Here is a 25,666-nt window from a genome sequence, read left to right as displayed (position 1 = left end):
GACAAAAAAGGGCGGCTGTTACGCCGCCCAACTCGGTCAGTCCATGTGATACATCGACTCGTAGATCGGTGTCAGAGTCTTATCCTCGAACAACGAAGACACGCTTGTCCCGTTCCAGATGTTCAGGATCGCCTGAGTGAAAATAGGCGCGGTTGGCACAATGCGGATGTTCTTGGCGTTGGTGATCTCTTTGGTGGGCTGGATCGTGTCGGTCAGCACCAGAGATTTCATCACCGAATTTGTCACACGTTCGACCGCCGGGCCGCTCATGACGCCGTGGGTGATGTACGAATGTACCTCTTTCGCGCCGTTATCCAGCAGAACCTGAGCGGCCTTGCACAGCGTACCCGCGGTGTCGCACATGTCGTCGACGATCAGGCAGATCTTGTCTTTGACGTCGCCAATCACTGTCATCTCAGCCACTTCGCCAGCCTTTTCGCGACGCTTGTCCACGATCGACAGGGGGGCGTTGATGCGCTTGGCAAGCTCCCGCGCGCGGGCAACGCCACCAACGTCAGGTGATACGACCATAAGCTCGTCCAGATTGTCCTGGAACTGGTGTTTCACATCCAGCGCAAAAATCGGCGATGCATAAAGGTTGTCGACAGGCATGTCGAAGAACCCCTGAATCTGTGCTGCGTGCAGGTCCATGGTCAGGATCCGCTCGATCCCGGCGCCGGTCAGCATGTTGGCCACCAGCTTGGCGCTGATTGGCGTCCGCGCCTTGGTGCGGCGGTCCTGACGGGCATAGCCAAAGTAGGGGATCACGGCGGTGATACGCTGAGCAGAAGACCGACGCAGTGCATCGGCAATGATCAGCAGCTCCATCAGGTTGTCATTCGCCGGGTTCGATGTCGGTTGGACAATGAACATATCCTCACCGCGTACGTTTTCGAACACTTCGACGAAAATCTCGCCGTCATTGAAGCGCTCGACCCGCGCATCGACCAGATTCTGATCGACGCCGCGATACAGGCTCATGCGTCGCGAGATGGATTCGGCAAGAGGAAGGTTGGCGTTCCCAGCGATAAGCTTGGGTTCGTTGAGTGTCGGCATCGGCTGAGGTCCCCGGGCAGCAATGGCAATGTGACAGATTCGTGATGTTGACACCGCTTAGCACGGGTCTAACGTCCAGCAAAGATAACGCAGCGGAGAAAGTGCAGATGACCCAGATTGACTACTATTTTGCGACACTCTCGCCCTATACCTATCTGGCGGGTATGCGGTTGGAAGAGATCGCGGCGAAACATGGCGCGACGATCAACTACAAACCGCTGGATATTGTCGCCCTGTTTGGGCGTACGGGGGGCACTCCTCCCAAGGACCGCCATATTTCTCGGATCGAATATCGGGCGCAGGAACTACAGCGACAGTCCAAGCAACTTGGTATGGAATTCAATCTACAGCCCGCGCATTGGCCGACCAATGCGGCGCCGTCATCCTATGCGATCATCGCTGCAATCAAGGACGGGTCAGGCGACGTTGGAAAGCTTGCGCATTCCTTCGTGCGGGCCTGTTGGGCCGAGGAGAAAGACATCGCGCAGGATGATGTGATCCGCGATTGCCTGACACAGGCCGGTTTTGATCCGGGGCTGGCGGATAGCGGCCTTCTGGTTGGCGCGGAAACTTATGCCGCCAATCTGGAAGAGGCCGTGGATCGCGGTGTATTTGGCGCGCCGTTTTACATCACCGAAGACGATCAGCGGTTCTGGGGGCAGGACCGGCTGGATGATCTGGATCGCCATTTGTCGGAACTGAAGGGGTGAGGGACACCCCCCTGGCAGACAACACTTTTGTCAGAACGTTGGGGCAGGGCGCGCGCAAGGTGCTCGCCCTGCACTGCACAATCGCGCATTCCGGGGCGTGGTCGGGGCTGGCGACGGCTCTAAAGGGCGAGGTGACATTTACGGCCCCCGACATGCCGTCCCATGGCCGCAGCGCGGATTGGGATGGGCACGGGGATTTCTTTGACCAAGTGACCCAACTGTCGGCCGCGCATCTGACCGAACCGATGGATGTGATCGGTCATTCCTTTGGCGGGATGCTGGCCCTTCGGCTGGCTGTCGAGTTTCCGGACTTGGTCCGCAGTGCGGTCCTGATCGAGCCAGTGTTCTTTGCGGTTGCGATTCAGGACACGCCCGATTTGGTGCGGCAACATGATGAAGAGGCGAAACCTGTCTCTGATGCGCTCGCGGCCGGAAATTTTGAGCAGGCCGCCCGTTTGTTCAACCGGATGTGGGGCGCACAGGACGGCCCACGATGGCCCGAATTGCCAGAGCGGACACGCGCGGGAATGATCCGTGGTATTCACGTTGTGCCCGCCGTTGATGACGCTTTGTTCCTTGATCAGAAGGGGATGCTGAACCCTGGCGTTCTGGACCGCGCATCTATGCCGGTTCTGATCCTGAGCGGGTCTGAGACGCACCCCGTCATGCCCGCGATCGGAGAAGGTCTTGCCCGGCGGCTTCCCAATGCCGGAACGGGCGTTGTTTCGGGTGCTGACCACATGGTCCCAATCACTCACCCGGATCAGACGGCTGCCGTCATTCGAAAGTTTTGGGGTGGTCTATCCTGAATCATGTTGTTGACAGGATGACACCCCTAATCCCTGAAATCACAACAAGCCGATGAACCGGTCGATATCATCTGAGTTGATCGACCAGTCGCAGACCAGTCGGCAGGCCAGGATCTCGTCGTCATCCGCACCGTCCAGCTCTGCGCCCCACAGATGATAAACCGCACCCGCTTGGTGCAACTGCTTGTGACGCGCGCGCGAAAACTGCGCAAAGATCATGTTGGCTTGCGGCTCATGTAGAAAGGTCGCGCCTTTGCCGCGTAGACCATCGGCCAGATGCGCGCAGTTGGCGTTGGCTTGTCGCGCCATCTGCAGCCACAGATCATCGTTCAGATATGCGGCCATCTGGGCGGACAAGTAACGATGCTTGGAGAACAGATGCGCACCTCGCTTGCGCCGCAGTTCGAATTCCCAGGCCTTGGATTCGTCAAAGAAAACTACCGCTTCGACACCCATCAACCCGTTCTTGGTGCCGCCAAAGCTGACCGCATCGACGCCCGCTTTCCACGTCATCTCAGCGGGCGAGCAATTGAGCGCGACCAACGCGTTGGTGAACCGGGCACCATCCAGATGAACTGGCAGGTCGTATTCCTTGGCGATACTGCACAGCGCCTGCAATTCGGCCAGTGAATAAACCGAGCCACGCTCTGTCACCTGAGTGATCGACACGGGCCCACGCTGGGGGCCGTGCACGCCACGTGTTTCTTCGGCCAAAATCGAGCGACGCAGCGCTGCGGGCTCCATCTTGTCGCCGCCCGGCACCAGTGTCAGCTTTGCGCCGCTATAGAACTCGGGCGCGTTGCATTCATCCTCGTGGATATGCGCGACGGGTGAACAGAACACGGTTTCCCATGGGTTTGAGAGTGTCGCCAGAGCCAGCGAATTCGCGGCTGTCCCGGTGGCCACCAGATAAACTGCGGCCCCTGGCGCTTCGAAGATTCCGCGAATACGATCGCGCACTTCGTTCATCAGGGTGTCCGCGCCATAGGCCATTTGATAGCCCTGATTGGCTTCGTTCAACGCGGCCATGACCTGTGGGTGAACCGGACCGGAATTGTCAGAGGCGAAATACATCAGCTGGGTTCCTCAATGATATAGTCTTCCCACTCTTCCAAGGGGGTTTCGAATTCGGACACCGTGCGCCCCTGAACTGACATGCCAGCTGCGTGCACGCTGTCCGGTGTACCTGATATCAGGGGATGCCATTCGTACAGCGGTTTCCCCTCCCACAGCAGTCGATAGGCGCAGGTTTGGGGCAGCCAATAGGCGTGATCGTCGATGTTGTTGGGCTTCATCACGATGCATTCCGGGACGAATTGGTGGCGGATGTCGTATTGTGTGCAGCGGCAGGTTTCGTCGTCCAGCAGACGGCAGGCGACGCAGGTGAGGGCGACCTCGCCGGTGTCCTCATCCTCAAGCTTGTTCAGGCAGCACTTGCCGCAGCCGTCGCACAAGGCTTCCCATTCGCGCTGGTTCATCTTGGTTAGCGGTTTGCGTTCCCAGAACCGCGGGCCAAGGCCTTTGCGATCGATCGGATCGGTGGTCATAGCGCGGCCAACAGGGTGCGGGCCTTGTCGCAATCGGCATCCATCTGCGCGATCAGGGCATCCAGCCCGTCAAACGTCATCTCGGGGCGCAGGTATTCGACCAGGCCGACGGACAAGGTCGAACCATACAGATCGCCTGAGAAATCGAACAGGAAGGTCTCGATATTCGGAACCTCTCCGTTGAACATTGGCCGTACGCCAACCGAGGAGGCGCCGTGATAGCTGCCCTGATGAGGTCCGTCGAGCACATCGACCAGCACCGCATAGACGCCAAATTTTGGCGGGTGCAACCCTTCGATGGACATATTCGCGGTGGGGAACCCAAGCTCGCGCCCGCGTTGTTCACCGCCGATCACTTCGCCCTCGACGCGGTGCCAATGGCCCAGCATTGCCGCGGCGTCGCGGGGGCGGCCATCGGTCAGCGCGGTGCGGATACCAGTCGAGGATACCACATCGTCAGACCGTTCCATCAGCGGTGCAATGGTGACGCCAAACCCCATTTCTTGCCCGAAACGGGCCATATCTTCGGCGGTGCCACTGCGCCCTTTGCCAAAACAGAAATCCGCGCCGACCACGACGTGCGATAGACCAAGCCCCTCGCAGATGACATTGCGGGCAAAGCCTTCGGGCGTCAGACCGGCAAGCGCTGCATTGAACGGCAATTCGTACAGCTTTTGCACACCCAGTTTCTCCAACCGGTGCGCACGTGCGTTTCCGCGCATCAGACGAAAAGGTGGGGCATCGGGTGCAAAGTACTCGCGAGGGTGAGGTTCGAACGTCAGAACACCAAGCGGAGCATCCGGGGCCACGCTTTGTGCAAGTTCAATCACCGACTGATGGCCCACATGTACGCCATCGAAGTTCCCGATTGCCACACTGGCACCGCGGTCTTCTGGCTCGACAAACTGGAAATCACGGATGATCTGCATGCAGCTTGCCTAGCGGGACTGGAGACCGGGTTCAAGCACCTGATTGGTCCAAATGCTGCGCAACAAAAAAGGGCACCGTTTCCGGCGCCCTTCAAAAGGATAGAGGTATCGAGGCTTCAGTCGAATTTGCGCGACGGGGCCAGAACCATCGCTTCGCCCACCAACACCTTCTTGCCGTCGACCGCACAGTGACAATCCAGTTTCACGCGACGCTTGGCAAAATCAATATCGATCACTTTGACCTCGGCATAGACCATATCACCGGGGCGCACCGGAGCCAGAAATTTGAGAGACTGACCCATATAGACCGTGCCGTGGCCCGGCAGCTGCTCGCCGATCACGGCCGAGATCAGGCCCGCCGTCAACATGCCGTGGGCGATACGCCCTTCAAAGATCGTGTCGCGGGCATAGTCGTCGTCCAAGTGTACCGGATTCCGGTCCGTCGAAACCTGCGCGAACATCTCGATATCTTCGTCCGTCACCACTTTGCGCAGGTGGCGGGTCATGCCCATCTCGATGTCTTCAATACAGATCGTGCCGCGTGGAAGATTATCCAACATGTCGCCCTCACTCGAGTTCAATGGGCAACAAAACAACTCAAGTTGCCCCGGTTTGGCAACTTTATTACTTCGCAACTGCAGAAAATCAAGTCTTTTCTGACTACCTCAATCGACCGATTGTGTAGGTAGGATTGATGTTTTCCTTTGCAATATAATCACTTAGGGATTCATGATGCGGATGATGCTCAGTTTTTGTTTCCGCTGCGGCCAAACCACCCGAGATGAACAGAGAATCAATCCCTTCGCCCATACCGCCGAGAATGTCCGTATGTGGGCCGTCGCCGATCACAAGAATGTCGCCATCAGGGATGTCATGACCCAATTCCTGCAGCCTGCGCCGCGCAAGATCATAGATCGGCGGGTGGGGTTTTCCGAAATACAGGCTCTCGCCTCCCATCTCGGTATACAGCTTCGCCAACGCGCCCGCGCACCATTCGCGTATCTCGCCCCGGTCAACAACGATGTCGGGGTTGGCGCAGAGCAGCTTCATGCCTTTCTGCTTGGCATAGAGGAAATCGGCGCGATTGACCGCCGGATCCGCCATTGGGTCGAACGGCCCGCAGCAGACGATCCCTTCGGCCTCATCCAGCGGGACACGTTCGATGTGGATCGGATGGTGTAGTATTTTTAGCGGCTCAAAGAAACCCGCGTCGCGTTCCCATTCCCCCATGAAATAGACTTTTTCACCAACCGCCCCACGGAACATGGCCGACCGAGCCGAGTCCCCGCTGGTGGCGATGGTGTCATAGGCATCTGCGGGGACATTGAATTGTCCAAGCTGCTCAGCCACGCCAGCACGCGGTTTGGGTGAGTTGGTGACCAGCACAACGATCCCGCCTTGCGCCCGGTAGTTTTGCAAAGCCGCGACCGCATCGGAATAGGCAGTGATGCCGTTGTGAACGCATCCCCACAGGTCTACGAACAGTGCCTTGTAGCGGCCTGAAATCTCGGAAAGCGTGTGGATGATCTGGGTCATGGGAGCCTCGGGACCTGAAATTCTGAGTTGTGACAGCTATGGCAAAGCTTTCACCTCTTGGCCATCCCGCAATACCAATTGCGGGTCGAACACGGTGTGTCTGATCGTGTCATTCGACGATTTCTTCGACATCGGGTGCTTGTTGGACGTTTTCGGTGCCCAATATGATCTGTGCGCCGATCCTGTTCTGGAAACGCACTACGACCAGATAACCCGGCCCCAGCTCTTTCTGAAGTACGTCGACCAAAGGCGTCTCACGCAGGGTCTCGGGCAGCAAACCGGCGATCGAGGATACTTTGTAAGCCGCTTCAATCGGAAGGTCCACGATCAGCCAAATATCGGCGTGTTTACGTTTGGCATTCACGTCCACGCGGATGATCTCAACTGACACCGGATCGGCCCAGTCCCGGATCGTTTGCGCCAACTGTGCTTCGGTCCGGGTTTCGAGGTAACGGTTGTAGGTCGACTTTCCCAGTTGAAGGACAACGAAGGCTAGGAATGCCAGTGTCACCACCACGCTTGCTGTGAAGTTCAGCTTGCGCCGACCCTTGCTAAACACCACCGCCCGCGCTGCATATACGATGTAAACCGCGCAGGCCGACAGAATGATCGCTCCAAGGTTGGTGGCAAACAGCAGGCCGGCCTCATAGGCCTCGGCGGGCTCGTCGAAATACAGCAACACACCCGAAGCAGACAGAGGTGGCACCAAGGACACCCCGATGGCTGCACCGGGAAGCAGGCTGGCCTCGGACCGGTTGATTTGAACGTAAGCTGCAGCCACTCCGGCGGCCAGCGCAACGATCAGATCCTCGGTTCCCGGATCCGTTCTGGCCAAAACCTGATCGGGGATCAGAATGCCGCGCGGGACGTCTGCGACATAGACAAGAAGCCACGCCAGCAAGACACTGATTACCGCGGCACCGCAGACAATCAAAGCCAGTTTGAACGCGCGACCCAGCCATCCCATCACCATCGCCGCCGCAACCCCAAGGATCGGGGTCATCAATGGCGCAACAAGCATTGCGGCAATGACGACCGCACTGGAATCTCGCAGCATGCCCATCGTGGCGATCACCACGGATAAGGTCAGAAGCATGGCAAACCGCCGCCAATAGGCAGATTTGTCCTTGCCTTCAAACCTCAGGATGTCGCGTGTAGTGCTGAACTTGCGGGAACTCATGAACGTCGTCTGACCCAATTCGCTGTCTGGCTATTGATGGCAGACTACCAACGGATGCCATTCGCGCAAAACATTAGTAGCAAAGAAAAAAGGCGCCCGGGTGGGGCGCCTTTCGGTTGGGATGTTTGTCAGCGTCAAACCTTGAGGTTCGGGATGATCTGTTTTTTGCGGCTCATGATGCCGGGCAGGACTACGGCATCGCCGTCCACGCTTGCGCCAAAGCTCTTTTCCGCGACGTCTTTGACCAGATCGTTCGGCACCAGCAGGGTGGCCTCTTCGTTCAGGATATCGACCACGAACAGCAGAACCTGATCAACGCCGTCTTCCTTGGCCACGTCAGCCATCGAACCCGCTAGGCTTGCCTTGCGGTCCAGTACAACGCCCGGTGCGGTGGTTTCCAGAACCGAAACGCGGAACTTGGTACCGTCGACCTCATATTCCTTGCTGTCCATGCGGATCAGTTCGGCGTCCGAGAAAGACGACACATCCGATTTGGCCGCGAACATTTCCGCGGCATAGGTCGCGACGTCCAGACCCAGCTCGGCAGCCAGCTTCTCGGCCACTGCGCGGTCATGTGCGGTGGTGGTGGGTGAGCGGAATTCCAGCGTATCCGACAGGATGCAGGTCAGTGCGGCGGCTTTGATGGCGTCGGGCATCTCGGCGGCGTCGTCACCGATCAGGTCCATCATGATGGTCGCAGTGCAAGCCAGCGGACGCACGGTGATGTCGATCGGGCCTTTGGTTTCCAGACCGCCAACCAGCTTGTGGTGGTCGATGATTGCGCGGATGTCGGCGCTGTTTACGCTGGCTGGCAGCTCGGCCGGGTTGTTGGTGTCCACGATGACTACCGGTGCGCCCTCGGCCACGTCCTCGATGATGCGCGGCTTTGGCAGGTCCCAGCGCTGCAGCAGGAATGCTGCTTCGGTGTTGGGTTCGCCCAGCAGAACGGGTTCAGCCTGTTCGCCTTTGATTTCGTTCAGGTACCATGACCACAGGATAGGTGAACCTGTGGAGTCGGTGTCGGGGGATTTATGTCCAAATACGAGCGTTGTCATGTCAGCGTCCTGAGGGTGATCATTTTGCGCGCCTTATAGGGCGGTCCGCCGGGGTTGTCACCCGACAGTGTTTACGCTGCGACGGTTGGTCTGAAATCGAGGTGGGTCAGAACGGGGCACGGGTCAGGGTGTACCCGGCCTGTTGCAATTGGTTCAGCAGCCCGAAGTCGCCCCCAAGATGCCCGGCGCCGACCGCGATCACGGCAGTTTGCTCCTGAATGTTCAGAATTTTCTGCATCCAGATGCTGTTGCGCTCGACCAGAAGTTTTTGTTCGAAATCGTTCCATTCCTCGTCGAAAACCTCGGGCGACAGACCCGATTCTTCCAATCCCTGAAGGCGGGCGAGCTGGATGATTTCAACATGTTTCTCTTCCAGATATGCATTAGCCATCGTCGCCAGTTGATCCTCGCTGCCGCCCATGGCACCGGCCATCCGCACAAGGGACTGGACCTGCTTTTCGATGGGGTGGCTGTCGAACATACTCATAAGATCGGCAACCTGTTCAAGCGAGCGTTTGGGGATGCCCAACTCGTCAGCCAGTTGATCCAGACGGGCGTCCATCCCGTGGCTCGCACTGGGGTCCTGCATCATACACGGGGGGACGCCCAGCATCATGCTTAGAAACCAGGGACGCATTTTGGCTGCCATCCAGCCGGGGATACCGCGCTCGGATAGCCCGTCAGACAGGGCAGACCAATCTTCCTCGGACATCAGGTCAATCAGGCTGGGTCCCGAGGTGATCATCACCGGGCTCATGTCCTTGGCCAGGTCTTGTTCGAACGCGTCCATTTCTTCCTGCGTGACCTCGAAATAAAACGCGTCCGCATCGCTGAGGGCCGGCGTTAGCCGTTCTACCACTGCGTCCATGCGTTGGTCATTGGCATGCAACGTACCAACAAGGTGCAGGATCGTGTCGCCCTGGGACGCGATCCAGTGATTGCCTTCGGGAAACGGGATATCGGCCACTGCCTGTTGCAATTCGGACTTTACCGCAGGGCTCAGTCCCGGCCTCAGATCATTCCCTTCGCATGCGGCCTGTATGGTGGCGGGCAAGAATAGGAAAAGTAGCGGTGCAAACAAGCGCATAAGGATCATCTCGGAAACTACAGTGTGACCGCGACATTGCCTTTGCGCAGCAATGTATTCAAGCCAGATGCAGGTGATGGCTGGCGTTCGCGGCAAATTTGCATAGCATGGCGGAATGGACCGCGAGCAGGATCTATACCCGCCGATCAAGGCGCTGTTCGAGCGCCAGGGCTATACCGTCAAAGGCGAAGTCGGCGCTGCCGATATCGTCGCTGTTCGGGATGGCGATGAGCCGGTGATTGTTGAGCTAAAGCTGCGGTTCTCATTGGCGCTGTTTCATCAGGCGATCACGCGGTTAAGGGTGACTGATCAGGTATATGTCGGTGTGTGCAAACCAAAAGGGCGAACCGCGCGGCGTGCGTTAAAGGACAATTTAGCGCTGTGTCGCAGGCTTGGTCTTGGTCTGATCACTGTACGTGCCGACGGCGCGGTCGAGGTGCAATGTGACCCGGGCCCGTATGCACCGCGAAAAAACAAAGTAAAGGCGGCTCGTCTGCTCCGTGAATTTGACCGGCTTGAAGGTGATCCCAACGCAGGTGGGGCCACCCGGCACGGGATCGTGACGGCCTATCGTCAGGACGCGCTGAAATGTGCAGCCCATCTGGCCGAATGCGGCGCGACAAAGGGGGCGGAAGTTGCCCAATCCACCGGCGTCGCCCAGGCCACGCGCCTGATGCGGGATAATCACTACGGGTGGTTCGACAAGGTCGATAAGGGGGTCTATGCGCTGTCGGCTACGGGGGCCGAAGGGTTGAAGCACTGGGCCTATAGCTGGGAAGAGACCAGCTGAGCCTCGCAACCAAAAAAATCCATCACAGCTTGTTGACTCGGGGTTTCCGACTCCCTAGCTATGCGTCGTTATCACTCTCTACCCTTGAGTGCTAACGCCTCGCCAGCCGGCGAGGGGAGGATAGATAAACTTTGAGCCCAAGGAGCTGCAAAGATGGCATTGAAACCGCTTCATGACCGTGTGCTGGTTCGTCGTACCGAAAGCGATGAGAAAACCGCAGGCGGGTTGATCATTCCCGAAAGCGCAAAAGAAAAGCCCAGCGAAGGCGAAGTCGTTTCGACCGGTGAAGGCGCGCGCAAGGACAGCGGCGAACTGATCGCAATGGCTGTAAAAGCTGGCGACAAGATCCTGTTCGGCAAGTGGTCGGGCACCGAGGTTCAGGTCAACGGCGAAGAGCTGCTGATGATGAAAGAAAGCGACATCATGGGGATCATCGAGTAAGCGCCCACGCTTCTCTGATCTTCATTTCCAACATTTTTCTCAAGGAGAAACAACATGGCTGCTAAGGACGTCAAGTTCGACACCGATGCCCGCAACCGCATGCTGTCAGGTGTGAACATCCTGGCCGATGCTGTCAAAGTGACCCTGGGCCCCAAAGGCCGCAACGTGGTTCTGGACAAATCCTTCGGCGCACCGCGCATCACCAAAGACGGTGTATCGGTTGCCAAAGAAATCGAACTGGAAGACAAGTTCGAAAACATGGGCGCGCAGATGGTGAAAGAAGTCGCCAGCCGCACCAATGATGAAGCTGGCGACGGCACCACCACTGCAACTGTCCTGGCTCAGTCGATCGTCAAAGAAGGTCTGAAGCAGGTTGCTGCTGGCCTGAACCCGATGGACCTGAAGCGCGGCATCGACCTGGCAACTGCCAAAGTCGTTGAAGGCATCAAAGAGATGGCGCGTGAAGTCAAAGACTCGGCAGAAGTCGCTCAGGTTGGCACCATCTCGGCCAACGGCGAAGCCGAAATCGGTCAGCAAATCGCAGACGCGATGCAGAAGGTTGGCAACGAAGGCGTTATCACCGTCGAAGAAAACAAAGGTCTGGAAACCGAGACCGATGTTGTCGAAGGTATGCAGTTCGACCGTGGCTACCTGTCGCCTTACTTCGTCACCAACGCAGACAAAATGATCGCAGATCTCGACGACTGCATGATCCTGCTGCACGAAAAGAAACTGTCCTCGCTGCAGCCGATGGTTCCGCTGCTGGAGCAAGTGATCCAGTCGCAAAAGCCGCTGCTGATTATTGCAGAAGACGTTGAAGGCGAAGCGCTGGCAACTCTGGTTGTTAACAAACTGCGCGGCGGCCTGAAAATTGCTGCTGTCAAAGCACCGGGCTTCGGCGATCGCCGCAAGGCCATGCTGCAGGACATCGCAATCCTGACCGGCGGTCAGGTCATCAGCGAAGATCTGGGCATGAAGCTCGAGTCCGTCACTATGGACATGCTGGGCACTGCCAAGAAAATCGAAATCACCAAAGACGAAACCACCATCGTCGACGGTGCTGGCGAGAAAGCCGAGATCGAAGCACGTGTTGCCCAGATCCGCACTCAGATCGAAGAAACCTCGTCGGACTACGACCGTGAGAAGCTGCAAGAGCGCGTTGCCAAACTGGCAGGCGGTGTTGCTGTTATCCGCGTAGGTGGCATGACCGAAGTTGAAGTGAAAGAGCGTAAGGATCGTGTTGACGATGCTCTGAACGCAACGCGCGCAGCCGTTCAGGAAGGCGTTGTTGTGGGCGGTGGCGTTTCGCTGGTTCAGGCCGGTAAAGCACTGGACACTCTGAAAGGCGCAAACGCTGATCAGGACGCAGGCATCAATATCGTGCGTAAAGCCATCGAAGCGCCGCTGCGCCAGATTGCTGAGAACGCGGGCGTCGACGGCGCAGTTGTTGCAGGCAAAGTTCGCGAATCTTCGGAAGCGGCCTTTGGTTTCAACGCTCAGACCGAAGAGTATGGCGACATGTTCTCGTTCGGCGTTATCGATCCGGCCAAAGTTGTCCGCACTGCGCTGGAAGATGCAGCATCGGTTGCTGGCCTGCTGGTCACCACCGAAGCAATGGTTGCTGACAAGCCTGCCAAAGACGGCGCGCCTGCTGGCGGCGGCATGCCCGACATGGGCGGCATGGGCGGCATGATGTAAGACGTCGAATTCGCCTCGGCGAATTCTGACGGTCCCGACAGGCGCTTGGCTGTAAGGCCAAGCTGCCGAAGGGGAAGCCTTAAAATATAGGGACGGGGTCGCCTTCGGGCGGCCCCGTTTCGTTTTGCGGACCATCCCGCAGGAATGTCAGTGTGCAAAACGCGCCGAAACCGGCTATGCGGTTGATATGAAACTGTTCCTATTCACGTGCCTGACGATGTGCGCCTTTGCGTCCAACTCAATACTTAATCGTCTGGCGATTGATAGTGGCGCCAGCGATCCTGCTGCCTTTGCCGTGGTGCGGGTCTTAGCTGGTGCAGTGGTGCTGGCCGGGTTGGTTCTTCTAAGGGCTGGCCACTTGCCCCTGTTTGACCGACGCAGGATTGCCGGGGCGGGGTCGTTGTCCCTGTACATGATCGGATTCTCTGTCGCCTATCTGACGCTGGACGCGGGTCTTGGCGCGCTGATCCTGTTTGGGGTGGTGCAGGTGACGATGTTCACTGCGACATCAATGAAAGGCACGCTGCCCACTGGTCAGCAGATCGCGGGCGCCGCAATCGCGTTGCTGGGGTTGGTCTACGTGCTGTGGCCGTCCGGATCGATACAGGTCAACCCGATCGGGGCTGCCCTGATGATCGCCGCCGGGATCGGCTGGGCGATCTATTCGTTGGTTGGCAAGTCCGAACCGGATGCCTTATCCGGCACTGCGGCCAATTTTGTCGTGGCATTGCCCGTGACAACGCTGGCTTTGTTGGCGACAGGAGGGGCTTGGCACATGACCGCTAACGGATACTTGCTGGCCGTGCTGGCCGGCGCGGTTACTTCGGGGATGGGGTATGCGCTGTGGTATCAGGTTCTGCGGGAATTGACGCCCACAACGGCGGCCGTCGTGCAACTCAGCGTTCCGATCATAGCCATTATTGGCGGTATCCTCCTGCTGGGTGAGGCCGCCAGTCTGCGTTTGATCCTGGGGGCGGGTCTGGTATTGGGCGGAATTGCATTGGCTGTTCTGCGCAGGACGCCGCGGTAGGGGTTTATTCGCTGGACGTTAGGCCTTATCTGGCGGCTATGCGTTATTTGCTTGCCCTCTTTCTGTTCTTTGTGCCTGCCATTGTGCAGGCAAAATGCGTGGTCCTGCTGCATGGGCTGGCACGGACCGAAGCGTCCTTTACCGTGATGGAACAGCTGTTCAAGACGCATGGTTATACCGTCGTGCGCCCGGGATATCCATCCACTAACCTACCTATTCCCGAATTGGCTGCACAGACACTGCCAGATGCATTTGCCGAATGCGGTGACGACAAGGTCAATGTGGTTGCGCATTCGATGGGCGGCATCTTATTGCGCTATTGGCTGCAGGATAACCATCCGGAAAATCTGGGCCGCGTGGTCATGCTCGGCCCGCCCAATCAGGGCAGTCAGTTGGTGGACGAACTTAGCGCGTATGAGGTGTTCGGGATGCTGAATGGCCCGGCTGGCCTGGCGTTGGGGACGGGCCCCGAAGGTATCCCAAGGCAACTGCCGCCTGCGGATTTCGAACTGGGTGTCATCGCCGGCGAGAATTCGTTGAACCCGCTGTTTTCGTCAATGATCGATGGGTCGGATGACGGCAAGGTCTCGGTTGAGACCACCAAGGTCGACGGGATGGCGGACCATATCGTACTGCCAGTGACCCACACATTCATGATGAACAACCCCCGCGTTATGGCGCAGGCGCTGCATTTCATCGAGTTTGGACAGTTTGACCCACAGATCACATGGTTGGACGGGGTGATGGAAATCATCGACGAAATTTGCATCGGGCAGGATTGTTCGGAACCCGCGTCGGAGCCGTCCCAATGACCGCACTTTCTCTAACTTTATCCGGCGCAGAGGTCTTGTTGCCGGACCAAGGGATGACTCGTGCAGACCTGCCCATTGCAGAGGGGATCGTGCAAGAGGACCGCGCAGGCCGAACAATCGATCTGTCGGGATATCTTGTGATGCCCGGTATCATCGATCTGCACGGCGATGGGTTCGAGCGCCACATCGCACCGCGACGAGGGGCGATGAAGCAGATGGACGAGGGCATCCTGTCGGTCGAGGCCGAACTGGCCGCCAACGGGATTACGACGGCGGTTCTGGCCCAGTTCCTCAGTTGGGAGGGCGGCGTGCGCGGCCCTGAATTCGCAGGCCAAGTGTTCGATGCCATCGCGTCGGTCAAAGATCGTGTGGTGACTGATCTGCTACCTCAGCTACGGTTCGAAACACACATGCTGGAGGAATACCCCAGCCTGCCTGAACGCATCACCGATTGGCGGGTGCCCTATGTCGTGTTCAACGACCACTTGCCGCACGACCGATTGGCCGAGGGGCGCAAGCCGCCACGTTTGACGGGTCAGGCGCTTAAGGCCGGGCGCAATCCGGACGCACATTTTGAGATGCTGCTGTCCATGCATGCCCGCCGGGATGACGTGCCCGCTGCCTTAGACACACTCTGTACGGCGCTGGCCGAACAGGGTGTCCGTATGGGCAGTCATGACGACGCAACCGCCCAAACCCGCGCCGATTGGCGGGCGCGGGGGGCGCAGATCGCGGAATTCCCAGAAACGCTAGAGGCAGCCGAGGCTGCACGGGCTGCTGGGGATCACGTTATTCTCGGATCACCCAACGTGGTGCGTGGCGGATCGCACAAGGGCAACGTCAGCGCGTTGGATCTGATCACGATGGGGCTGTGTGATGCGCTCGCCTCGGATTACCATTACCCCAGTCCCAGGCGCGCGGCTTTGATGTTGGCCAAATCCGGTCTGTTGGATCTGGCCGGAGCCTGGGCGTTGGTCTCTTCCGGTCCGGCACGGGTTCTTGGGTTGCTGGACCGGGGCACACTCGCCCCGGGTCAACGCGCAGACCTAGTGATCCTTGATGCTCGGTCCCACCGCGTCGCCGCCACGCTGGCAGGTGGGCGGGTTAGTTTCATGTCCGGCGATATCGCCGCACGGTTCGTGGGCTGAGTCACCGCGTGATGCGGTTGAAATGCGCCATCTTGCGGCCCGGTTTGACCTCAGCCTTGCCATAGAGATGAAGCGCCACGTCGCGTTCCCGTGCCAATTCCGGCACACGGTCCATATCATCACCGATCAGGTTCTCCATGACCACGTCCGAATGGCGCTGCCCATCACCCAAGGGCCATCCTGCCACGGCGCGGATATGCTGTTCGAACTGATCCACCGCGCAGCCGTTCTGTGTCCAGTGACCCGAGTTATGCACCCGAGGTGCAACCTCATTCACGATCAACCCTTGCGGTGTGACGAACAGTTCGACGCCCATGACGCCGACGTAGTCCAGCGCGTTCAGGATATTGGCGGCCAACAGAACAGCATCCGTCCGCTGTGCCGGGGCGAGGCGGGCAGGGACCGTCGTTGTGTGCAGGATGCCGTCGCGGTGTACGTTCTCGCCGGGGTCGAAACAGGCCACCTGACCGTCGATGCCGCGGGCGGCGATGACCGATACCTCGTGGCTGAAGTTGATGAACCCTTCGAGGATTGCAGGCGCACCTGCCATATCGGCCAGTGCGGCCTCGGCATCCTCGGGACCGCGCAACCGCGCCTGTCCCTTGCCGTCATAGCCGAAACGACGTGTTTTCAGGATGGCTGGCGTGCCAATCTGGTCAATCGCTGCCTTTAGGCTGTCCAGATCGGTGATGTCGGCGAACGGCGCTGTTTTCAGACCCAACCCGGCAAGGAAAGTCTTTTCGGTCAGTCGATCCTGACTGACCCGAAGCGCCTCGCGCCCCGGATGGATAGGGCAATGAGATTCCAGCAGGTCCAGCGCTTCGGTTGGGATGTTTTCGAATTCATAGGTGATGACATCAACCGACTCGGCAAACGCTTTAAGCGCCGCTGCGTCATCATAAGCTGCGGTGGTCACACGATCCGCCACCTGACCGGCGGGTGGGTTGGCACCCGGCTCATAGATGTGGGTTACAAAGCCCAACCGGGCCGCCGCGACGGACAACATCCGGCCCAATTGGCCACCGCCCAGAATTCCAATCCGCGCCCCCGGAGCAAGCATGTCCGTCATCAGTCAGTCTCCAACCTTTTTCCAATCGCCTGCAGGGCCGAGCGCAGCGCATCATGTGCGTTGCCCGCATGCAAGGCCTGCGTCATTTGCAGGCTGAGTGTTCCATCCGTTGCCAGCGCGTCCCGTTCTTCGGCCAAACGCCCGGCTTGCCCGGTTTGCATTGTGTGCAGAAACCCGGATAGCAGCTGTGTCGTATAAAACTCTGAGGCATCCGCGTCGCCCGTTTGCTCGGCCAGCCACTCGGCACCCGTTGCCAACACGTCCAGAAGGCCCGGGACCATGGCGCAGACGGCAAAATGTGCATTCAACGCGGCCTCGTTGGATACCTTAACGACCGGGTTCTCGGGTTCGAACAATTCAGCCAGCAAGGCGTCGTTTCCGAACGCTGCAAGCGGGCATCCACCTTGTTGAAGAAAACCCAGTGGGATCGTTTGTACAAAGTCAGTTGCGGGCGCGCATAGCGCAGCAAGCTGATCCACCGATACAGCCGCCATCACCGATACAATCTGCTGATCCGAGCGAAAGTTTAGCTGTTGCAAAACGTTCGGAGCGATTTGGGGGCGCAGGCAAAGAAAAACGATGTCTGATGCGTCAAGAACCGCTTGTGGGTTCGCGACCACGACATCCAGTTCAGCTTTCAGTTCGGCCGAGACTGTGGCGTTGCGCTCAGTCACAGCGATCTCGTGCCCCTTGGCCGCAAGAAAGCGCGCAATGGGGGCTGCAATATGTCCGGTTCCGATGAAGCCGATACGGCTCATCCCTGCGGTTCCTCGGGGATTGAGGTCGAAAGGGCCGCGCGCCAGGCATCCAGACGATCAGCCAGCGCTGGGTCTTGCAGGGCAAGGATACCGGCCGCCATCAATCCGGCATTGGCCCCACCGGCCGATCCGATGGCCATCGTCGCCACCGGAAAGCCTTTGGGCATCTGCACGATGGAGTATAGCGAATCGACGCCGGACAGGGCGCGAGTCTGAACAGGCACACCGATCACCGGCACGCGCGTCTTTGAGGCCATCATCCCGGGCAGATGTGCAGCACCGCCCGCACCCGCGATAATCACATCCAGGCCGCGCTGAACGGCGGTTTTGCCATAGTCCCAAAGGCGATCAGGGGTGCGGTGGGCCGAAACGATGCGTTTTTCATACGCAATGCCCAGTTCATCCAGAATGTCTGCGGCTTCTTTCATCGTGGGCCAGTCCGACTGGCTGCCCATGATGATCCCCACTTTCACATCGCTCATCCGCTTGTCGCCCTTGCCTGCCGAAAGAGCGCGCACTATAGCCAAATCGGCCTATCTGGCAATGCGGTACAGGGCCTTCAGGCGATGATATCCGGGGTCAGACGATCCTCGATCAGGCGAATGATGTCCTTAAGGCGCAGTTTCTGCTTTTTCAGCCGCTTGATCGTTAACTGATCCGACGTCCCCGTCGCTTGCAGCGCCTCGATCGCCTCGTCCAGATCGCGGTGCTGGCGGCGAAATACCTCCAGCTCGACCCGAAGAACTTCATCTGTTTTCATTGAAATGTCAGTGGGCGCGTTCATGAACGACTCGGTTGTTGTTGTGGTGCTTTCCACACAAGATAGTGTGTCAGGGTTTATCCGGCCAGACCTTGTGGACATCCCTGCATATTCCCATATTCTATCATACGCGGTTGCCAAAACGGGACCGCACCACACGTCGCTTTGGCAATAAAGGACGAAAATACGTGTCGAAACTTACTCTTGGCTCATACCCGCATCTTTTGGGGTTCGAGCAATTGGAACGCCTTCTAGAACGGTCTGCAAAGGCCGGAAACGAAGGATACCCGCCCTATAACATCGAACAGACCTCGGATTTTTCCTATCGCATCACGCTGGCTGTAGCCGGTTTTGCGGAACAGGACCTGTCGATTACCATCGAGGATCGCCAACTGGTGATCCGGGGCCGTCAACGCGACGATAGCGAGGGGCGCATCTTTCTGCATCGCGGCATCGCGGCGCGTCAGTTCCAGCGCATGTTTGTGCTGGCGGACGGTGTCGAGGTGGGCGAGGCGATCATGGAAAACGGTCTGCTGCATGTGGATCTGACCCGCGCCGTGCCTGAAACCGTGGTTCAGACAATCAATATACGGAAGGGGTAAGAGCAATGAATACACCGATTGAAATCAACACCGAAGGCGACCGGATCGTCTATGTAAAAGCCGTCGATGTTGCTGACCTGCCGCGCGAAGTGCGCGAACAGGCCGGTGATCTGGATCAGCTCTACGCTGTGCATGACTCAGATGGTCAGCAACTGGCCCTGGTCGCAGATCGCAAGCTGGCCTTTATTCTGGCGCGCGAACATGACTTTTCCCCGGTGGCCGTGCACTAAAACGGCCCGCGCAACGTGTGATTTTCCCGTGACATCCGCCGCCCCACGGGTGAGATATGCGAACCAATACGGGTTCGCAGGGCGGAGGCACCAAACATGAGTTGGTTTGATTTTGACTGGGTGGACGCATTCAGCGACCGCGCCTTTGGCGGCAATGGATGCGCCGTGGTGCATGGTGGGGCCGTCCTACCCAAAGATATCTGCACGGCTTACGTGCGCGAAACGTCCTTGGTCGAATGTACCTTTACCGGGCCGTCTGACGTGGCCGACTTCCAAGTGCGCTATTTTCTGGCCAGCCGTGAAATCCCTTTTGCGGGTCATCCAACCATTGCCACTGTCGCGGCGATGCGGTCGCGTGGGCTGTTTCAGGGGGATGCACTGACACTGGACACCGGGGCAGGGATCGTTTCCATCCAACTCAATGGTGATGAGATTGAGATGACGCAGGTTGCCCCGCAATTTGGTGCGATGGTTCCTGCCGATCTGGTTGCCACCGCCATCAGCCTGCCGGAAAGCGCGATCATCTCCCCACCTCAGATGGTATCCACAGGGTTGCCCTTTTGTGTCACCGTATTGCGCGATCATGAAGCCTTGCGCGCCGCGAAGTTGGTTGAAGAACCTTTGCGAAAAGTGATCGAAGCAGGCGGGTATTCGGGGTCGGACATGGCCGAGCCCTTCCTTGTGACGCTGGAAGGTGCGACCGAGGCGGGCGACACATTCTCACGTCTGTTGATGCTGCCGCCCAGCCCGCCCGAGGACCCCTTCACGGGATCAGCAACCGGGGCGATGGCAGCTTATCTGTGGAAGTATGGTTTGATGCCCAAAGATACGTTTACGGCAGAACAGGGCCACGACTTGGGCCGCCCCGGCCAAGCGACCGTTAAACGCGTTGGACCCGCCGATGCGATGACCGGTATCAAGGTGGCGGGTCGCGGCTATATTCTAATGCGCGGACAGGTCAATTTTCTCAGGCAACTGTCATGACCGAACCCGCAATCGCCATCCTGCCTTACGGGCATCGATTAGGGCTGAAACTGGCTTCGGTTCCATTGTCCGATCTGATCTGGCCCGAAGGGTGCCCCGAGCGGTTGGAGGGAAAAACGGTAGGCGATCTTGAGCGTACTGACCATCTGATCATGTATCCCAATTCTACCGTGCATTTGCGCCTGCGCCGGGGCACCCGCGCCCGGATTTCGCTGATGATGGGCGAACCGTCGGCCATTCACGCCAAGCACGACAAGATGCTCCGCTACACTTGGCGGCGGTTTTTTCGGGTGATGACGTTTCATGATGTGCTGTTGCGAAACCTTCCCAATGCGGTGTTTCTGCCCTACGGCGTGACGATGGTGCCGGATTGGCGTGACCTCAACGTAGAGAAAACGAAGTCCTGCTCGCTCATCGCCTCAGCCAAACGCGATCTGGAGGGGCACCAACTGCGCCATTCGGTGATTGACTGGGTGCGTGAAACGGGCGCCGACGTTGAAATCATGGGGCGTGGATACACGCCGTTTGATCACAAATCCGACGGTTTGGCACCGTATCGCTATTCCGTTGTGATCGAGAATGTGCGCGAGAAGAACTATTTCTCGGAAAAGCTGACAGATGCGATCCTATGCTCAACGGTCCCGATCTATTGGGGGTGTCCGAATATCGGGGACTTCATGGACACAGCCGGTATGATCCTCTGTGAGTCCGAGGCCGACATTCAGCGCGCGATCAACAGCCTGTCCGCTGACGACTATGCTGAACGTCTGCCGCATCTGAAAGCTGAGCAAAGCAAGGCGGCAGAGTTCGGTGACTTTGATGGCCGTGCGGTGCGAACCCTGCGGGAACAGATAAACGCGGCCTAGTCGTCCAATGGCCGCGGGGCCAGCCACCCCACCGGTAAAATCGGGTTCGCCAAGGCGTCGATCCCATGTCGAAGGCAAAGCCGCTGCAGATATGATCCGCTGACCGGCAGCCCGGCGGTTTTGGCTGCCATGAATTTTTTCTGATGTCCGTAGATGTGGACTGAATGCACCTTATCCCGTTCGATCTCGGCCGTGGAAATGCGCGGATCGTGCAGTTTCCATAGCTGTTCCTTGTTCAAAGGATAGAACACATCCGACTGCATCGCGTGGCTGTCTTCGCCGGTCCGGCGCAGAAAAAACTCCAGCGCCTTGGGGCCAGAGCTGCCCCAGGGCAGTGTTTCAATGCCCCAGGTTTCACCGTTTCGGATGCGCCTGCGATTGTGTCGAAACAGCCGACCGCCACGCCAGGGCTGGGTAGGGTTGGCCGAGGTCACGAAATCAATCCATAACGCCAGTGTCTCTGAACCTTCCGGCAGCCGCAGGATGCCGTTGGGAAAGGTGCCTGATTGCGACGACCCGAAAACGTAAGTCGAAGAAAAGTCGAATGGTTTGACGCAATATGCATCCAGATCGACCCAGATGAACGGGGTTTTCTGCATAAGCCGCAGTCGAAAGATGTCAGAAAACACTGCGACCCCTAACCGGTCTTCCGGTCGGAAATCAAACGGCGCTGGCCAAAGGATATCAGAAGCGGGCCGTATCTCGGTGCCGCTAGGCACGCCTTGGATGTCATGCACGTTATACAGGATAAACCGGTGACCGTTATCCAGATAGGATTGAATGCATAACGCTTCGAGCCAGCTCAGATCTGAACCGAACCAGAAACCGGCAATTGCAGGCAAGTCGCGGGTCATGGGCACTTTGCATTTTGGTTAGGGTCTGCATTTGCACCAAGGCAGCGTTCGCATGTCAATCAACAAAAAAACGGCCAATTCTGGCCGCTTTGCTTGTTCGTTGTAACAATTAGGATGCTGCAATCAGACCCATGCTTTCCAGTTTCAGCAAAACCTGATGGGCGCAGTTGTCGACCTCGACATTTTCGGTCTCGACGCTCAGTTCGGGGTCCGCGGGAACATCATAAGGGTCCGAGATTCCGGTGAACTCTTTGATCTTGCCTTCGCGGGCCAGCTTGTACAGTCCCTTGCGGTCGCGGCGTTCGCATTCCTCAATGGTGGTGGCCACATGAACCTCGCAGAAGGCACCGAATTGCTCGATCTCTTCCCGGACCGCACGGCGGGTCGTGGCATAGGGCGCGATCGGGGCGCAGATTGCGATGCCGCCGTTCTTGGTGATCTCGCTGGCCACATAGCCAATGCGGCGGATGTTCAGGTCGCGGTGTTCCTTCGAAAAGCCCAGTTCGGACGACAGGTTTTTCCGAACGATGTCACCATCCAGCAAGGTAACAGGGCGGTCGCCCATCTCCATCAGCTTGACCATAAGAGCGTTGGCTATCGTCGATTTGCCCGAGCCAGAGAAGCCGGTAAAGAACACAGTGAATCCCTGCTGCGAACGCGGCGGGAAGCGACTGCGCAGTTCCTGTACAACTTCGGGGAACGAGAACCATTCCGGAATCTCAAGACCTTCACGCAAACGGCGGCGCAGTTCTGTGCCCGAAATGTTCAGGATCGTAACGTTGTCCCTGTCGAGGATTTCGTCGTTCGGCTCGTATTGCGCGCGTTCCTGCACAAAGACCATGTGTTTGAAATCAACCATCTCGACGCCGATCTCATCCTGGTATTTGCGGAACAGATCCTGCGCGTCATAGGGACCGTAGAAATCTTCGCCCTGGCTGTTCTTGCCCGGGCCAGCATGGTCGCGGCCGACAATGAAATGCGTGCAGCCGTGGTTGGCGCGGATCAGCCCGTGCCAGACGGCCTCGCGCGGGCCGGCCATGCGCATTGCAAGGTTCAGCAGCGACATAGAGGTGGTCGAGGCTGGGTATTTGTCCAATACCCCTTCATAGCAGCGCACGCGGGTAAAGTGGTCGACGTCACCCGGTTTGGTCATGCCCACGACCGGATGGATCAGCAGGTTGGCCTGCGCCTCTTTCGCGGCGCGGAACGTCAGTTCCTGGTGCGCGCGGTGCAGCGGGTTGCGGGTCTGGAACGCCACGATACGCCGCCAGCCGACTTTGCGGAAATAGGCGCGTAGCTCGTTCGGAGTGTCGCGGCGCGCGCGAAAGTCGTAATGGACCGGCTGTTGAATGCCGACCACAGGACCGCCCAGATAAACTTTGCCCGCGACGTTGTGCAGGTAGTTCACCGCCGGGTGGGCGTCATCATCTGCACCAAAGACTTTCTCGGCCTCACGCGCTTTGTCAGGCGTCCAGCGATCCGTAACGGTCATGGTGCCCAGAATGACGCCTTCCTGATCACGCAGAGCGATGTCCTGGCCCAATTCGATTTTGTCGGCAAACGCCTCGTCCACGTCCAGAGTAATGGGCATCGGCCACAAGGTGCCGTCGGCCAGCCGCATGTTTTCAACGACATTGTCGTAGTCCGCCTGGCTCAGGAACCCCTTGAGGGGGTTGAACCCGCCGTTCATCAGCAATTCCAGATCGCAGATCTGGCGCGGGCTCAGGTCCCAGCTGGTCAGATCTGCGGCTTCCACCTTCAGTTTCTGTGCTGAATCGTAGGACACGAACAATTCGGGGATTGGGGCCAGGTTACTTAACATCGTCATAGGAATACTCTTATCGAAGTGCTGTTTTGCCAGTGATTAAGGGGCGTTTGCCCCGGCTTTTGGGTGAAGTCCATATACCTTGGTGAAACAAAGGACGATATGCGCGGTTTTTCCCCGCAATGGAAGGATATTCCGGTTTGTGTGGCAATCTGCGAAGCTGGTTCCCGAGGCGGGCAACAATTCCGCAGAATTGAGAGCGAGTGTTCTTATGCAGCAACACTGGCGTTCAGATCTGCGGCTTTGGGGACGGGCAGGGCAGGAATCGGGCGCGTCACGCCACGCAGGTCGAATGGGCGAACCTGCCGCATATCGCCGTCATATCCTGCCGCCAGCAATAACTCTTCCGAGACCAGAAGTTCGCAGCCCAGGTTCTTGGTTTCGGCCTCTAACCGGCTGGCCACATTCACGGTGTCGCCGATGATTGTACGGGCGGCGTGGCCCGCGGCACCGATTTCACCCAGAACAAGGTCCCCCAGATGCAGGCCCATTCCGATGCGGATCCGAGGGCTGCCTTCTGTTTCCAGCTGCTGGTTGAAACGCTGCAAGGCAAGGCTGATATCAATGGCCGCTTTCATCCCGGCACGCGCAGAGCTTCGCGCGTCGGCGGTTTCGAACACGGCCAACAGGCCGTCGCCCATGTATTTGTCGACCACTCCGCCCTCAGCCGTGATCGCCGGAACGATGGCGTCGAAAAAGCGGTTTAGCAGGAAAACGATGTCATAGGGCAGTTGGCCAGCGGTGCGCGAGGTAAAGCCGCGCATGTCCAGAAACAGGACCGCCAATTGCCGTTCCTGACCCTGGCTTGCATGTGCCCGGTGTCGGGCGCCATCTGGACGGAACATGCGAAACGCCGTGATCGGAGCCATCGGTCGGATTTGACATGCCAGCCGGGCACCCGCCGGGGCGCTGACCGCAGCAAGGCTTCGGGCTTCGACCTCACCAGGTTCGGGCAGTTGATCCCCGCCCGCCTCGACAATCACGCGGCAGGTGGTGCAGCGCCCTTTGCCACCGCATAGCGCCGTGTGTGGAATGCCGTTGGCCTGGGAAATTTCAAGCAGGGTCATTCCTTTTTCGGCAACGACCTCAGGGCCTTGAGCGTATTTGACGCGCACGGAATGTCGGCGGCGCCACAGCTTGCGGATCGCAAATACCGCCAGGGATGCGCCAAGGGCCACCCAGAACGCCATGAGCGCATTGTCTTTTACGCTGAACAGGTGCTGGAAGTCTTCGGGAGAGGGCCAGTTGTAATGCTCGATATATTGTTCGCGCAAAAACGGGTCTGCAAAATCAGCCCAGATACGGCGCCCCTCCGTCAACACTCCGGCAAGGGCAAATGTCGGAACAAACACAGCCAGGCCAATCAGATATGGCACCAATTTGGGCCACCAGCGGGTCAGCCGCAGCCACATGTGCAGTCCGATACAGCCATGCACCCACACCACCAGCAACAACAGGCTTTGCATCCAGACCGCGTAGCTCGGCCACATCAGAACGATGATATAGCCCATTTCATCGTTCACATCGTAAACCGTGTTCGCATAGCGCGTTTGCACGATATGCGAGATCAGCTGCAATGGGATCAACAACCCCAGAACCATCTGCAACCCCGTGCTGAACGGCATGCGCAAAGTCCGGCGCTGGCTGATCGAGTACAGGGCTAACCCCGCGTGAATCAAAAGAGCAGCATAGAGTATTATGCTGCCTACATCGTGACGTGTGATTACATGCCGGGCATCCTGCATGTCATGCAGGTAGTCCGTGTGAAACAGACCAAGGCCGATGTTGATGAAGTGAAAGAACGCAAAGGCGAACAGAACTAGGCCGCTGCCGATCCTCAGCCGGGTCGCCCACCCGCCTTGCCACAGAACAGTTTTCAATCAGATCACC

At 58.2% G+C, this 25,666-nt stretch carries 28 protein-coding genes; 12 read left to right on the top strand and 16 right to left on the bottom strand.

Features of this window, described 5'->3' with window-relative positions:
* Window positions 1–36: 36 nt before the first annotated feature.
* The gene (locus AC2FLA_RS04645; protein WP_058275513.1) at window positions 37–1,056 is read right to left on the bottom strand and encodes a ribose-phosphate pyrophosphokinase; all 1,020 of its coding nucleotides are present in this window, start codon (window positions 1,054–1,056) and stop codon (window positions 37–39) included.
* A gap of 107 nt (window positions 1,057–1,163) precedes the next feature.
* On the opposite strand from AC2FLA_RS04645, the gene AC2FLA_RS04640 reads away from it, so the two are divergent.
* Both AC2FLA_RS04640 and AC2FLA_RS04635 read left to right on the top strand, forming a co-directional pair.
* Window positions 1,164–1,766: a 2-hydroxychromene-2-carboxylate isomerase gene (locus tag AC2FLA_RS04640; RefSeq protein ID WP_496720851.1), complete on the top strand. Its 603-nt coding sequence runs from the start codon at window positions 1,164–1,166 to the stop codon at window positions 1,764–1,766.
* On the top strand, window positions 1,763–2,575 hold the full coding sequence (locus AC2FLA_RS04635) for an alpha/beta fold hydrolase (RefSeq protein WP_496720849.1): 813 nt from the start codon (window positions 1,763–1,765) through the stop codon (window positions 2,573–2,575). The genes AC2FLA_RS04640 and AC2FLA_RS04635 overlap by 4 nt, the downstream gene beginning before the upstream one ends.
* Before the next feature lie 39 nt (window positions 2,576–2,614).
* Here AC2FLA_RS04635 and AC2FLA_RS04630 read toward each other — a convergent pair whose 3' ends face one another.
* From AC2FLA_RS04630 to AC2FLA_RS04595, 8 genes are all read right to left on the bottom strand, one after another.
* Window positions 2,615–3,649: a threonine aldolase family protein gene (locus AC2FLA_RS04630; protein ID WP_282118966.1), complete on the bottom strand. Its 1,035-nt coding sequence runs from the start codon at window positions 3,647–3,649 to the stop codon at window positions 2,615–2,617.
* Window positions 3,649–4,122: a YcgN family cysteine cluster protein gene (locus AC2FLA_RS04625; RefSeq protein WP_058275998.1), complete on the bottom strand. Its 474-nt coding sequence runs from the start codon at window positions 4,120–4,122 to the stop codon at window positions 3,649–3,651. Before AC2FLA_RS04625 ends, AC2FLA_RS04630 begins: the two co-directional genes overlap by 1 nt.
* Window positions 4,119–5,051, bottom strand: a complete 933-nt coding sequence (locus AC2FLA_RS04620) for a bifunctional riboflavin kinase/FAD synthetase (protein ID WP_058275997.1) — start codon at window positions 5,049–5,051, stop codon at window positions 4,119–4,121. Before AC2FLA_RS04620 ends, AC2FLA_RS04625 begins: the two co-directional genes overlap by 4 nt.
* Window positions 5,052–5,167: 116 nt before the next feature.
* The gene (locus AC2FLA_RS04615) at window positions 5,168–5,611 is read right to left on the bottom strand and encodes a MaoC family dehydratase (RefSeq protein ID WP_058275996.1); all 444 of its coding nucleotides are present in this window, start codon (window positions 5,609–5,611) and stop codon (window positions 5,168–5,170) included.
* A gap of 100 nt (window positions 5,612–5,711) precedes the next feature.
* Window positions 5,712–6,587, bottom strand: a complete 876-nt coding sequence (locus AC2FLA_RS04610; RefSeq protein ID WP_496720846.1) for a TIGR01459 family HAD-type hydrolase — start codon at window positions 6,585–6,587, stop codon at window positions 5,712–5,714.
* 109 nt (window positions 6,588–6,696) lie between these two features.
* Window positions 6,697–7,767, bottom strand: a complete 1,071-nt coding sequence (locus AC2FLA_RS04605; protein WP_108859273.1) for a DUF389 domain-containing protein — start codon at window positions 7,765–7,767, stop codon at window positions 6,697–6,699.
* A 134-nt stretch (window positions 7,768–7,901) separates the two neighbouring features.
* Window positions 7,902–8,822: a manganese-dependent inorganic pyrophosphatase gene (locus AC2FLA_RS04600; RefSeq protein WP_496720844.1), complete on the bottom strand. Its 921-nt coding sequence runs from the start codon at window positions 8,820–8,822 to the stop codon at window positions 7,902–7,904.
* Between the two features lie 106 nt (window positions 8,823–8,928).
* A complete protein-coding gene (locus AC2FLA_RS04595) occupies window positions 8,929–9,876 on the bottom strand; it encodes a TraB/GumN family protein (RefSeq protein ID WP_496720842.1) in 948 nt (315 codons plus the stop codon).
* Window positions 9,877–10,024: 148 nt separating this feature from the next.
* On the opposite strand from AC2FLA_RS04595, the gene AC2FLA_RS04590 reads away from it, so the two are divergent.
* The 6 genes from AC2FLA_RS04590 to AC2FLA_RS04565 all read left to right on the top strand — a co-directional run bounded on the left by AC2FLA_RS04590 (window position 10,025) and on the right by AC2FLA_RS04565 (window position 15,828).
* Window positions 10,025–10,699 carry a DUF2161 domain-containing phosphodiesterase gene (locus AC2FLA_RS04590; protein WP_496720840.1) on the top strand — a complete coding sequence of 225 codons (675 nt, stop codon included), beginning with the start codon at window positions 10,025–10,027 and terminating at the stop codon, window positions 10,697–10,699.
* A gap of 153 nt (window positions 10,700–10,852) precedes the next feature.
* On the top strand, window positions 10,853–11,140 hold the full coding sequence (locus tag AC2FLA_RS04585; RefSeq protein ID WP_058275523.1) for a co-chaperone GroES: 288 nt from the start codon (window positions 10,853–10,855) through the stop codon (window positions 11,138–11,140).
* 54 nt (window positions 11,141–11,194) lie between these two features.
* Complete coding sequence (gene groL / locus AC2FLA_RS04580) at window positions 11,195–12,838, top strand: chaperonin GroEL (protein ID WP_058275524.1); 1,644 nt, start codon at window positions 11,195–11,197, stop codon at window positions 12,836–12,838.
* Window positions 12,839–13,025: 187 nt separating this feature from the next.
* On the top strand, window positions 13,026–13,868 hold the full coding sequence (locus AC2FLA_RS04575) for a DMT family transporter (protein ID WP_496720838.1): 843 nt from the start codon (window positions 13,026–13,028) through the stop codon (window positions 13,866–13,868).
* Between the two features lie 38 nt (window positions 13,869–13,906).
* Window positions 13,907–14,680 (top strand): alpha/beta fold hydrolase, encoded by a 774-nt coding sequence (locus AC2FLA_RS04570; protein WP_496720836.1) that lies wholly within the window; start codon window positions 13,907–13,909, stop codon window positions 14,678–14,680.
* Entirely contained in the window at window positions 14,677–15,828 is a 1,152-nt protein-coding gene (locus AC2FLA_RS04565) for an alpha-D-ribose 1-methylphosphonate 5-triphosphate diphosphatase (protein WP_496720834.1), read from the top strand. Before AC2FLA_RS04570 ends, AC2FLA_RS04565 begins: the two co-directional genes overlap by 4 nt.
* Before the next feature lies 1 nt (window position 15,829).
* Here AC2FLA_RS04565 and AC2FLA_RS04560 read toward each other — a convergent pair whose 3' ends face one another.
* From AC2FLA_RS04560 to AC2FLA_RS04545, 4 genes are all read right to left on the bottom strand, one after another.
* Window positions 15,830–16,897, bottom strand: a complete 1,068-nt coding sequence (locus AC2FLA_RS04560) for a 5-(carboxyamino)imidazole ribonucleotide synthase (RefSeq protein ID WP_496720832.1) — start codon at window positions 16,895–16,897, stop codon at window positions 15,830–15,832.
* Complete coding sequence (locus tag AC2FLA_RS04555) at window positions 16,897–17,655, bottom strand: NAD(P)-binding domain-containing protein (RefSeq protein ID WP_496720830.1); 759 nt, start codon at window positions 17,653–17,655, stop codon at window positions 16,897–16,899. Before AC2FLA_RS04555 ends, AC2FLA_RS04560 begins: the two co-directional genes overlap by 1 nt.
* Entirely contained in the window at window positions 17,652–18,137 is a 486-nt protein-coding gene (gene purE / locus AC2FLA_RS04550; protein ID WP_496720974.1) for a 5-(carboxyamino)imidazole ribonucleotide mutase, read from the bottom strand. Before purE ends, AC2FLA_RS04555 begins: the two co-directional genes overlap by 4 nt.
* A gap of 77 nt (window positions 18,138–18,214) precedes the next feature.
* Window positions 18,215–18,439 (bottom strand): YdcH family protein, encoded by a 225-nt coding sequence (locus AC2FLA_RS04545; RefSeq protein ID WP_058275529.1) that lies wholly within the window; start codon window positions 18,437–18,439, stop codon window positions 18,215–18,217.
* A gap of 164 nt (window positions 18,440–18,603) precedes the next feature.
* On the opposite strand from AC2FLA_RS04545, the gene AC2FLA_RS04540 reads away from it, so the two are divergent.
* The 4 genes from AC2FLA_RS04540 to AC2FLA_RS04525 all read left to right on the top strand — a co-directional run bounded on the left by AC2FLA_RS04540 (window position 18,604) and on the right by AC2FLA_RS04525 (window position 21,097).
* Complete coding sequence (locus AC2FLA_RS04540) at window positions 18,604–19,017, top strand: Hsp20 family protein (protein ID WP_058280036.1); 414 nt, start codon at window positions 18,604–18,606, stop codon at window positions 19,015–19,017.
* 5 nt (window positions 19,018–19,022) lie between these two features.
* A complete protein-coding gene (locus AC2FLA_RS04535; protein WP_058275531.1) occupies window positions 19,023–19,247 on the top strand; it encodes a DUF1150 family protein in 225 nt (74 codons plus the stop codon).
* 96 nt (window positions 19,248–19,343) lie between these two features.
* Window positions 19,344–20,231 carry a PhzF family phenazine biosynthesis protein gene (locus AC2FLA_RS04530; RefSeq protein ID WP_496720828.1) on the top strand — a complete coding sequence of 296 codons (888 nt, stop codon included), beginning with the start codon at window positions 19,344–19,346 and terminating at the stop codon, window positions 20,229–20,231.
* Window positions 20,228–21,097, top strand: coding sequence for a hypothetical protein (locus AC2FLA_RS04525; protein ID WP_496720826.1), 870 nt, complete (start codon window positions 20,228–20,230; stop codon window positions 21,095–21,097). Before AC2FLA_RS04530 ends, AC2FLA_RS04525 begins: the two co-directional genes overlap by 4 nt.
* Here the strand turns inward: AC2FLA_RS04525 and AC2FLA_RS04520 are convergent.
* The 3 genes from AC2FLA_RS04520 to AC2FLA_RS04510 all read right to left on the bottom strand — a co-directional run bounded on the left by AC2FLA_RS04520 (window position 21,094) and on the right by AC2FLA_RS04510 (window position 25,656).
* Window positions 21,094–21,951 (bottom strand): hypothetical protein, encoded by an 858-nt coding sequence (locus AC2FLA_RS04520; protein ID WP_496720824.1) that lies wholly within the window; start codon window positions 21,949–21,951, stop codon window positions 21,094–21,096. The genes AC2FLA_RS04525 and AC2FLA_RS04520 overlap by 4 nt on opposite strands.
* A 109-nt stretch (window positions 21,952–22,060) precedes the next feature.
* Window positions 22,061–23,779, bottom strand: coding sequence for a bifunctional sulfate adenylyltransferase/adenylylsulfate kinase (locus AC2FLA_RS04515; RefSeq protein WP_496720822.1), 1,719 nt, complete (start codon window positions 23,777–23,779; stop codon window positions 22,061–22,063).
* A 206-nt stretch (window positions 23,780–23,985) separates the two neighbouring features.
* On the bottom strand, window positions 23,986–25,656 hold the full coding sequence (locus tag AC2FLA_RS04510; RefSeq protein ID WP_496720820.1) for an adenylate/guanylate cyclase domain-containing protein: 1,671 nt from the start codon (window positions 25,654–25,656) through the stop codon (window positions 23,986–23,988).
* Between the last annotated feature and the right edge of the window lie 10 nt (window positions 25,657–25,666).

This window comes from Ruegeria sp. CDSA033, assembly GCF_059612305.1.
Note: the sequence above shows the minus strand (reverse complement) of the source record. Positions and strands in the feature narration are given on the sequence as shown.

Bases quoted from the DNA above. Each gene is read 5' to 3' on its own strand.
- AC2FLA_RS04515 (WP_496720822.1), bottom strand. From the start codon at position 23,779: ATGACGATGTTAAGTAACCTGGCCCCAATCCCCGAATTGTTCGTGTCC.
- AC2FLA_RS04625 (WP_058275998.1), bottom strand. From the start codon at position 4,122: ATGACCACCGATCCGATCGATCGCAAAGGCCTTGGCCCGCGGTTCTGG.
- AC2FLA_RS04565 (WP_496720834.1), top strand. From the start codon at position 14,677: ATGACCGCACTTTCTCTAACTTTATCCGGCGCAGAGGTCTTGTTGCCG.
- AC2FLA_RS04610 (WP_496720846.1), bottom strand. From the start codon at position 6,587: ATGACCCAGATCATCCACACGCTTTCCGAGATTTCAGGCCGCTACAAG.
- AC2FLA_RS04600 (WP_496720844.1), bottom strand. From the start codon at position 8,822: ATGACAACGCTCGTATTTGGACATAAATCCCCCGACACCGACTCCACA.
- AC2FLA_RS04645 (WP_058275513.1), bottom strand. From the start codon at position 1,056: ATGCCGACACTCAACGAACCCAAGCTTATCGCTGGGAACGCCAACCTT.
- AC2FLA_RS04535 (WP_058275531.1), top strand. From the start codon at position 19,023: ATGAATACACCGATTGAAATCAACACCGAAGGCGACCGGATCGTCTAT.
- AC2FLA_RS04640 (WP_496720851.1), top strand. From the start codon at position 1,164: ATGACCCAGATTGACTACTATTTTGCGACACTCTCGCCCTATACCTAT.
- AC2FLA_RS04620 (WP_058275997.1), bottom strand. From the start codon at position 5,051: ATGCAGATCATCCGTGATTTCCAGTTTGTCGAGCCAGAAGACCGCGGT.
- AC2FLA_RS04605 (WP_108859273.1), bottom strand. From the start codon at position 7,767: ATGAGTTCCCGCAAGTTCAGCACTACACGCGACATCCTGAGGTTTGAA.
- AC2FLA_RS04545 (WP_058275529.1), bottom strand. From the start codon at position 18,439: ATGAACGCGCCCACTGACATTTCAATGAAAACAGATGAAGTTCTTCGG.
- AC2FLA_RS04630 (WP_282118966.1), bottom strand. From the start codon at position 3,649: ATGTATTTCGCCTCTGACAATTCCGGTCCGGTTCACCCACAGGTCATG.
- AC2FLA_RS04585 (WP_058275523.1), top strand. From the start codon at position 10,853: ATGGCATTGAAACCGCTTCATGACCGTGTGCTGGTTCGTCGTACCGAA.
- AC2FLA_RS04530 (WP_496720828.1), top strand. From the start codon at position 19,344: ATGAGTTGGTTTGATTTTGACTGGGTGGACGCATTCAGCGACCGCGCC.
- AC2FLA_RS04560 (WP_496720832.1), bottom strand. From the start codon at position 16,897: ATGACGGACATGCTTGCTCCGGGGGCGCGGATTGGAATTCTGGGCGGT.
- AC2FLA_RS04590 (WP_496720840.1), top strand. From the start codon at position 10,025: ATGGACCGCGAGCAGGATCTATACCCGCCGATCAAGGCGCTGTTCGAG.
- AC2FLA_RS04570 (WP_496720836.1), top strand. From the start codon at position 13,907: ATGCGTTATTTGCTTGCCCTCTTTCTGTTCTTTGTGCCTGCCATTGTG.
- AC2FLA_RS04525 (WP_496720826.1), top strand. From the start codon at position 20,228: ATGACCGAACCCGCAATCGCCATCCTGCCTTACGGGCATCGATTAGGG.
- AC2FLA_RS04615 (WP_058275996.1), bottom strand. From the start codon at position 5,611: ATGTTGGATAATCTTCCACGCGGCACGATCTGTATTGAAGACATCGAG.
- AC2FLA_RS04575 (WP_496720838.1), top strand. From the start codon at position 13,026: ATGAAACTGTTCCTATTCACGTGCCTGACGATGTGCGCCTTTGCGTCC.
- AC2FLA_RS04555 (WP_496720830.1), bottom strand. From the start codon at position 17,655: ATGAGCCGTATCGGCTTCATCGGAACCGGACATATTGCAGCCCCCATT.
- AC2FLA_RS04520 (WP_496720824.1), bottom strand. From the start codon at position 21,951: ATGACCCGCGACTTGCCTGCAATTGCCGGTTTCTGGTTCGGTTCAGAT.
- groL (WP_058275524.1), top strand. From the start codon at position 11,195: ATGGCTGCTAAGGACGTCAAGTTCGACACCGATGCCCGCAACCGCATG.
- purE (WP_496720974.1), bottom strand. From the start codon at position 18,137: ATGAGCGATGTGAAAGTGGGGATCATCATGGGCAGCCAGTCGGACTGG.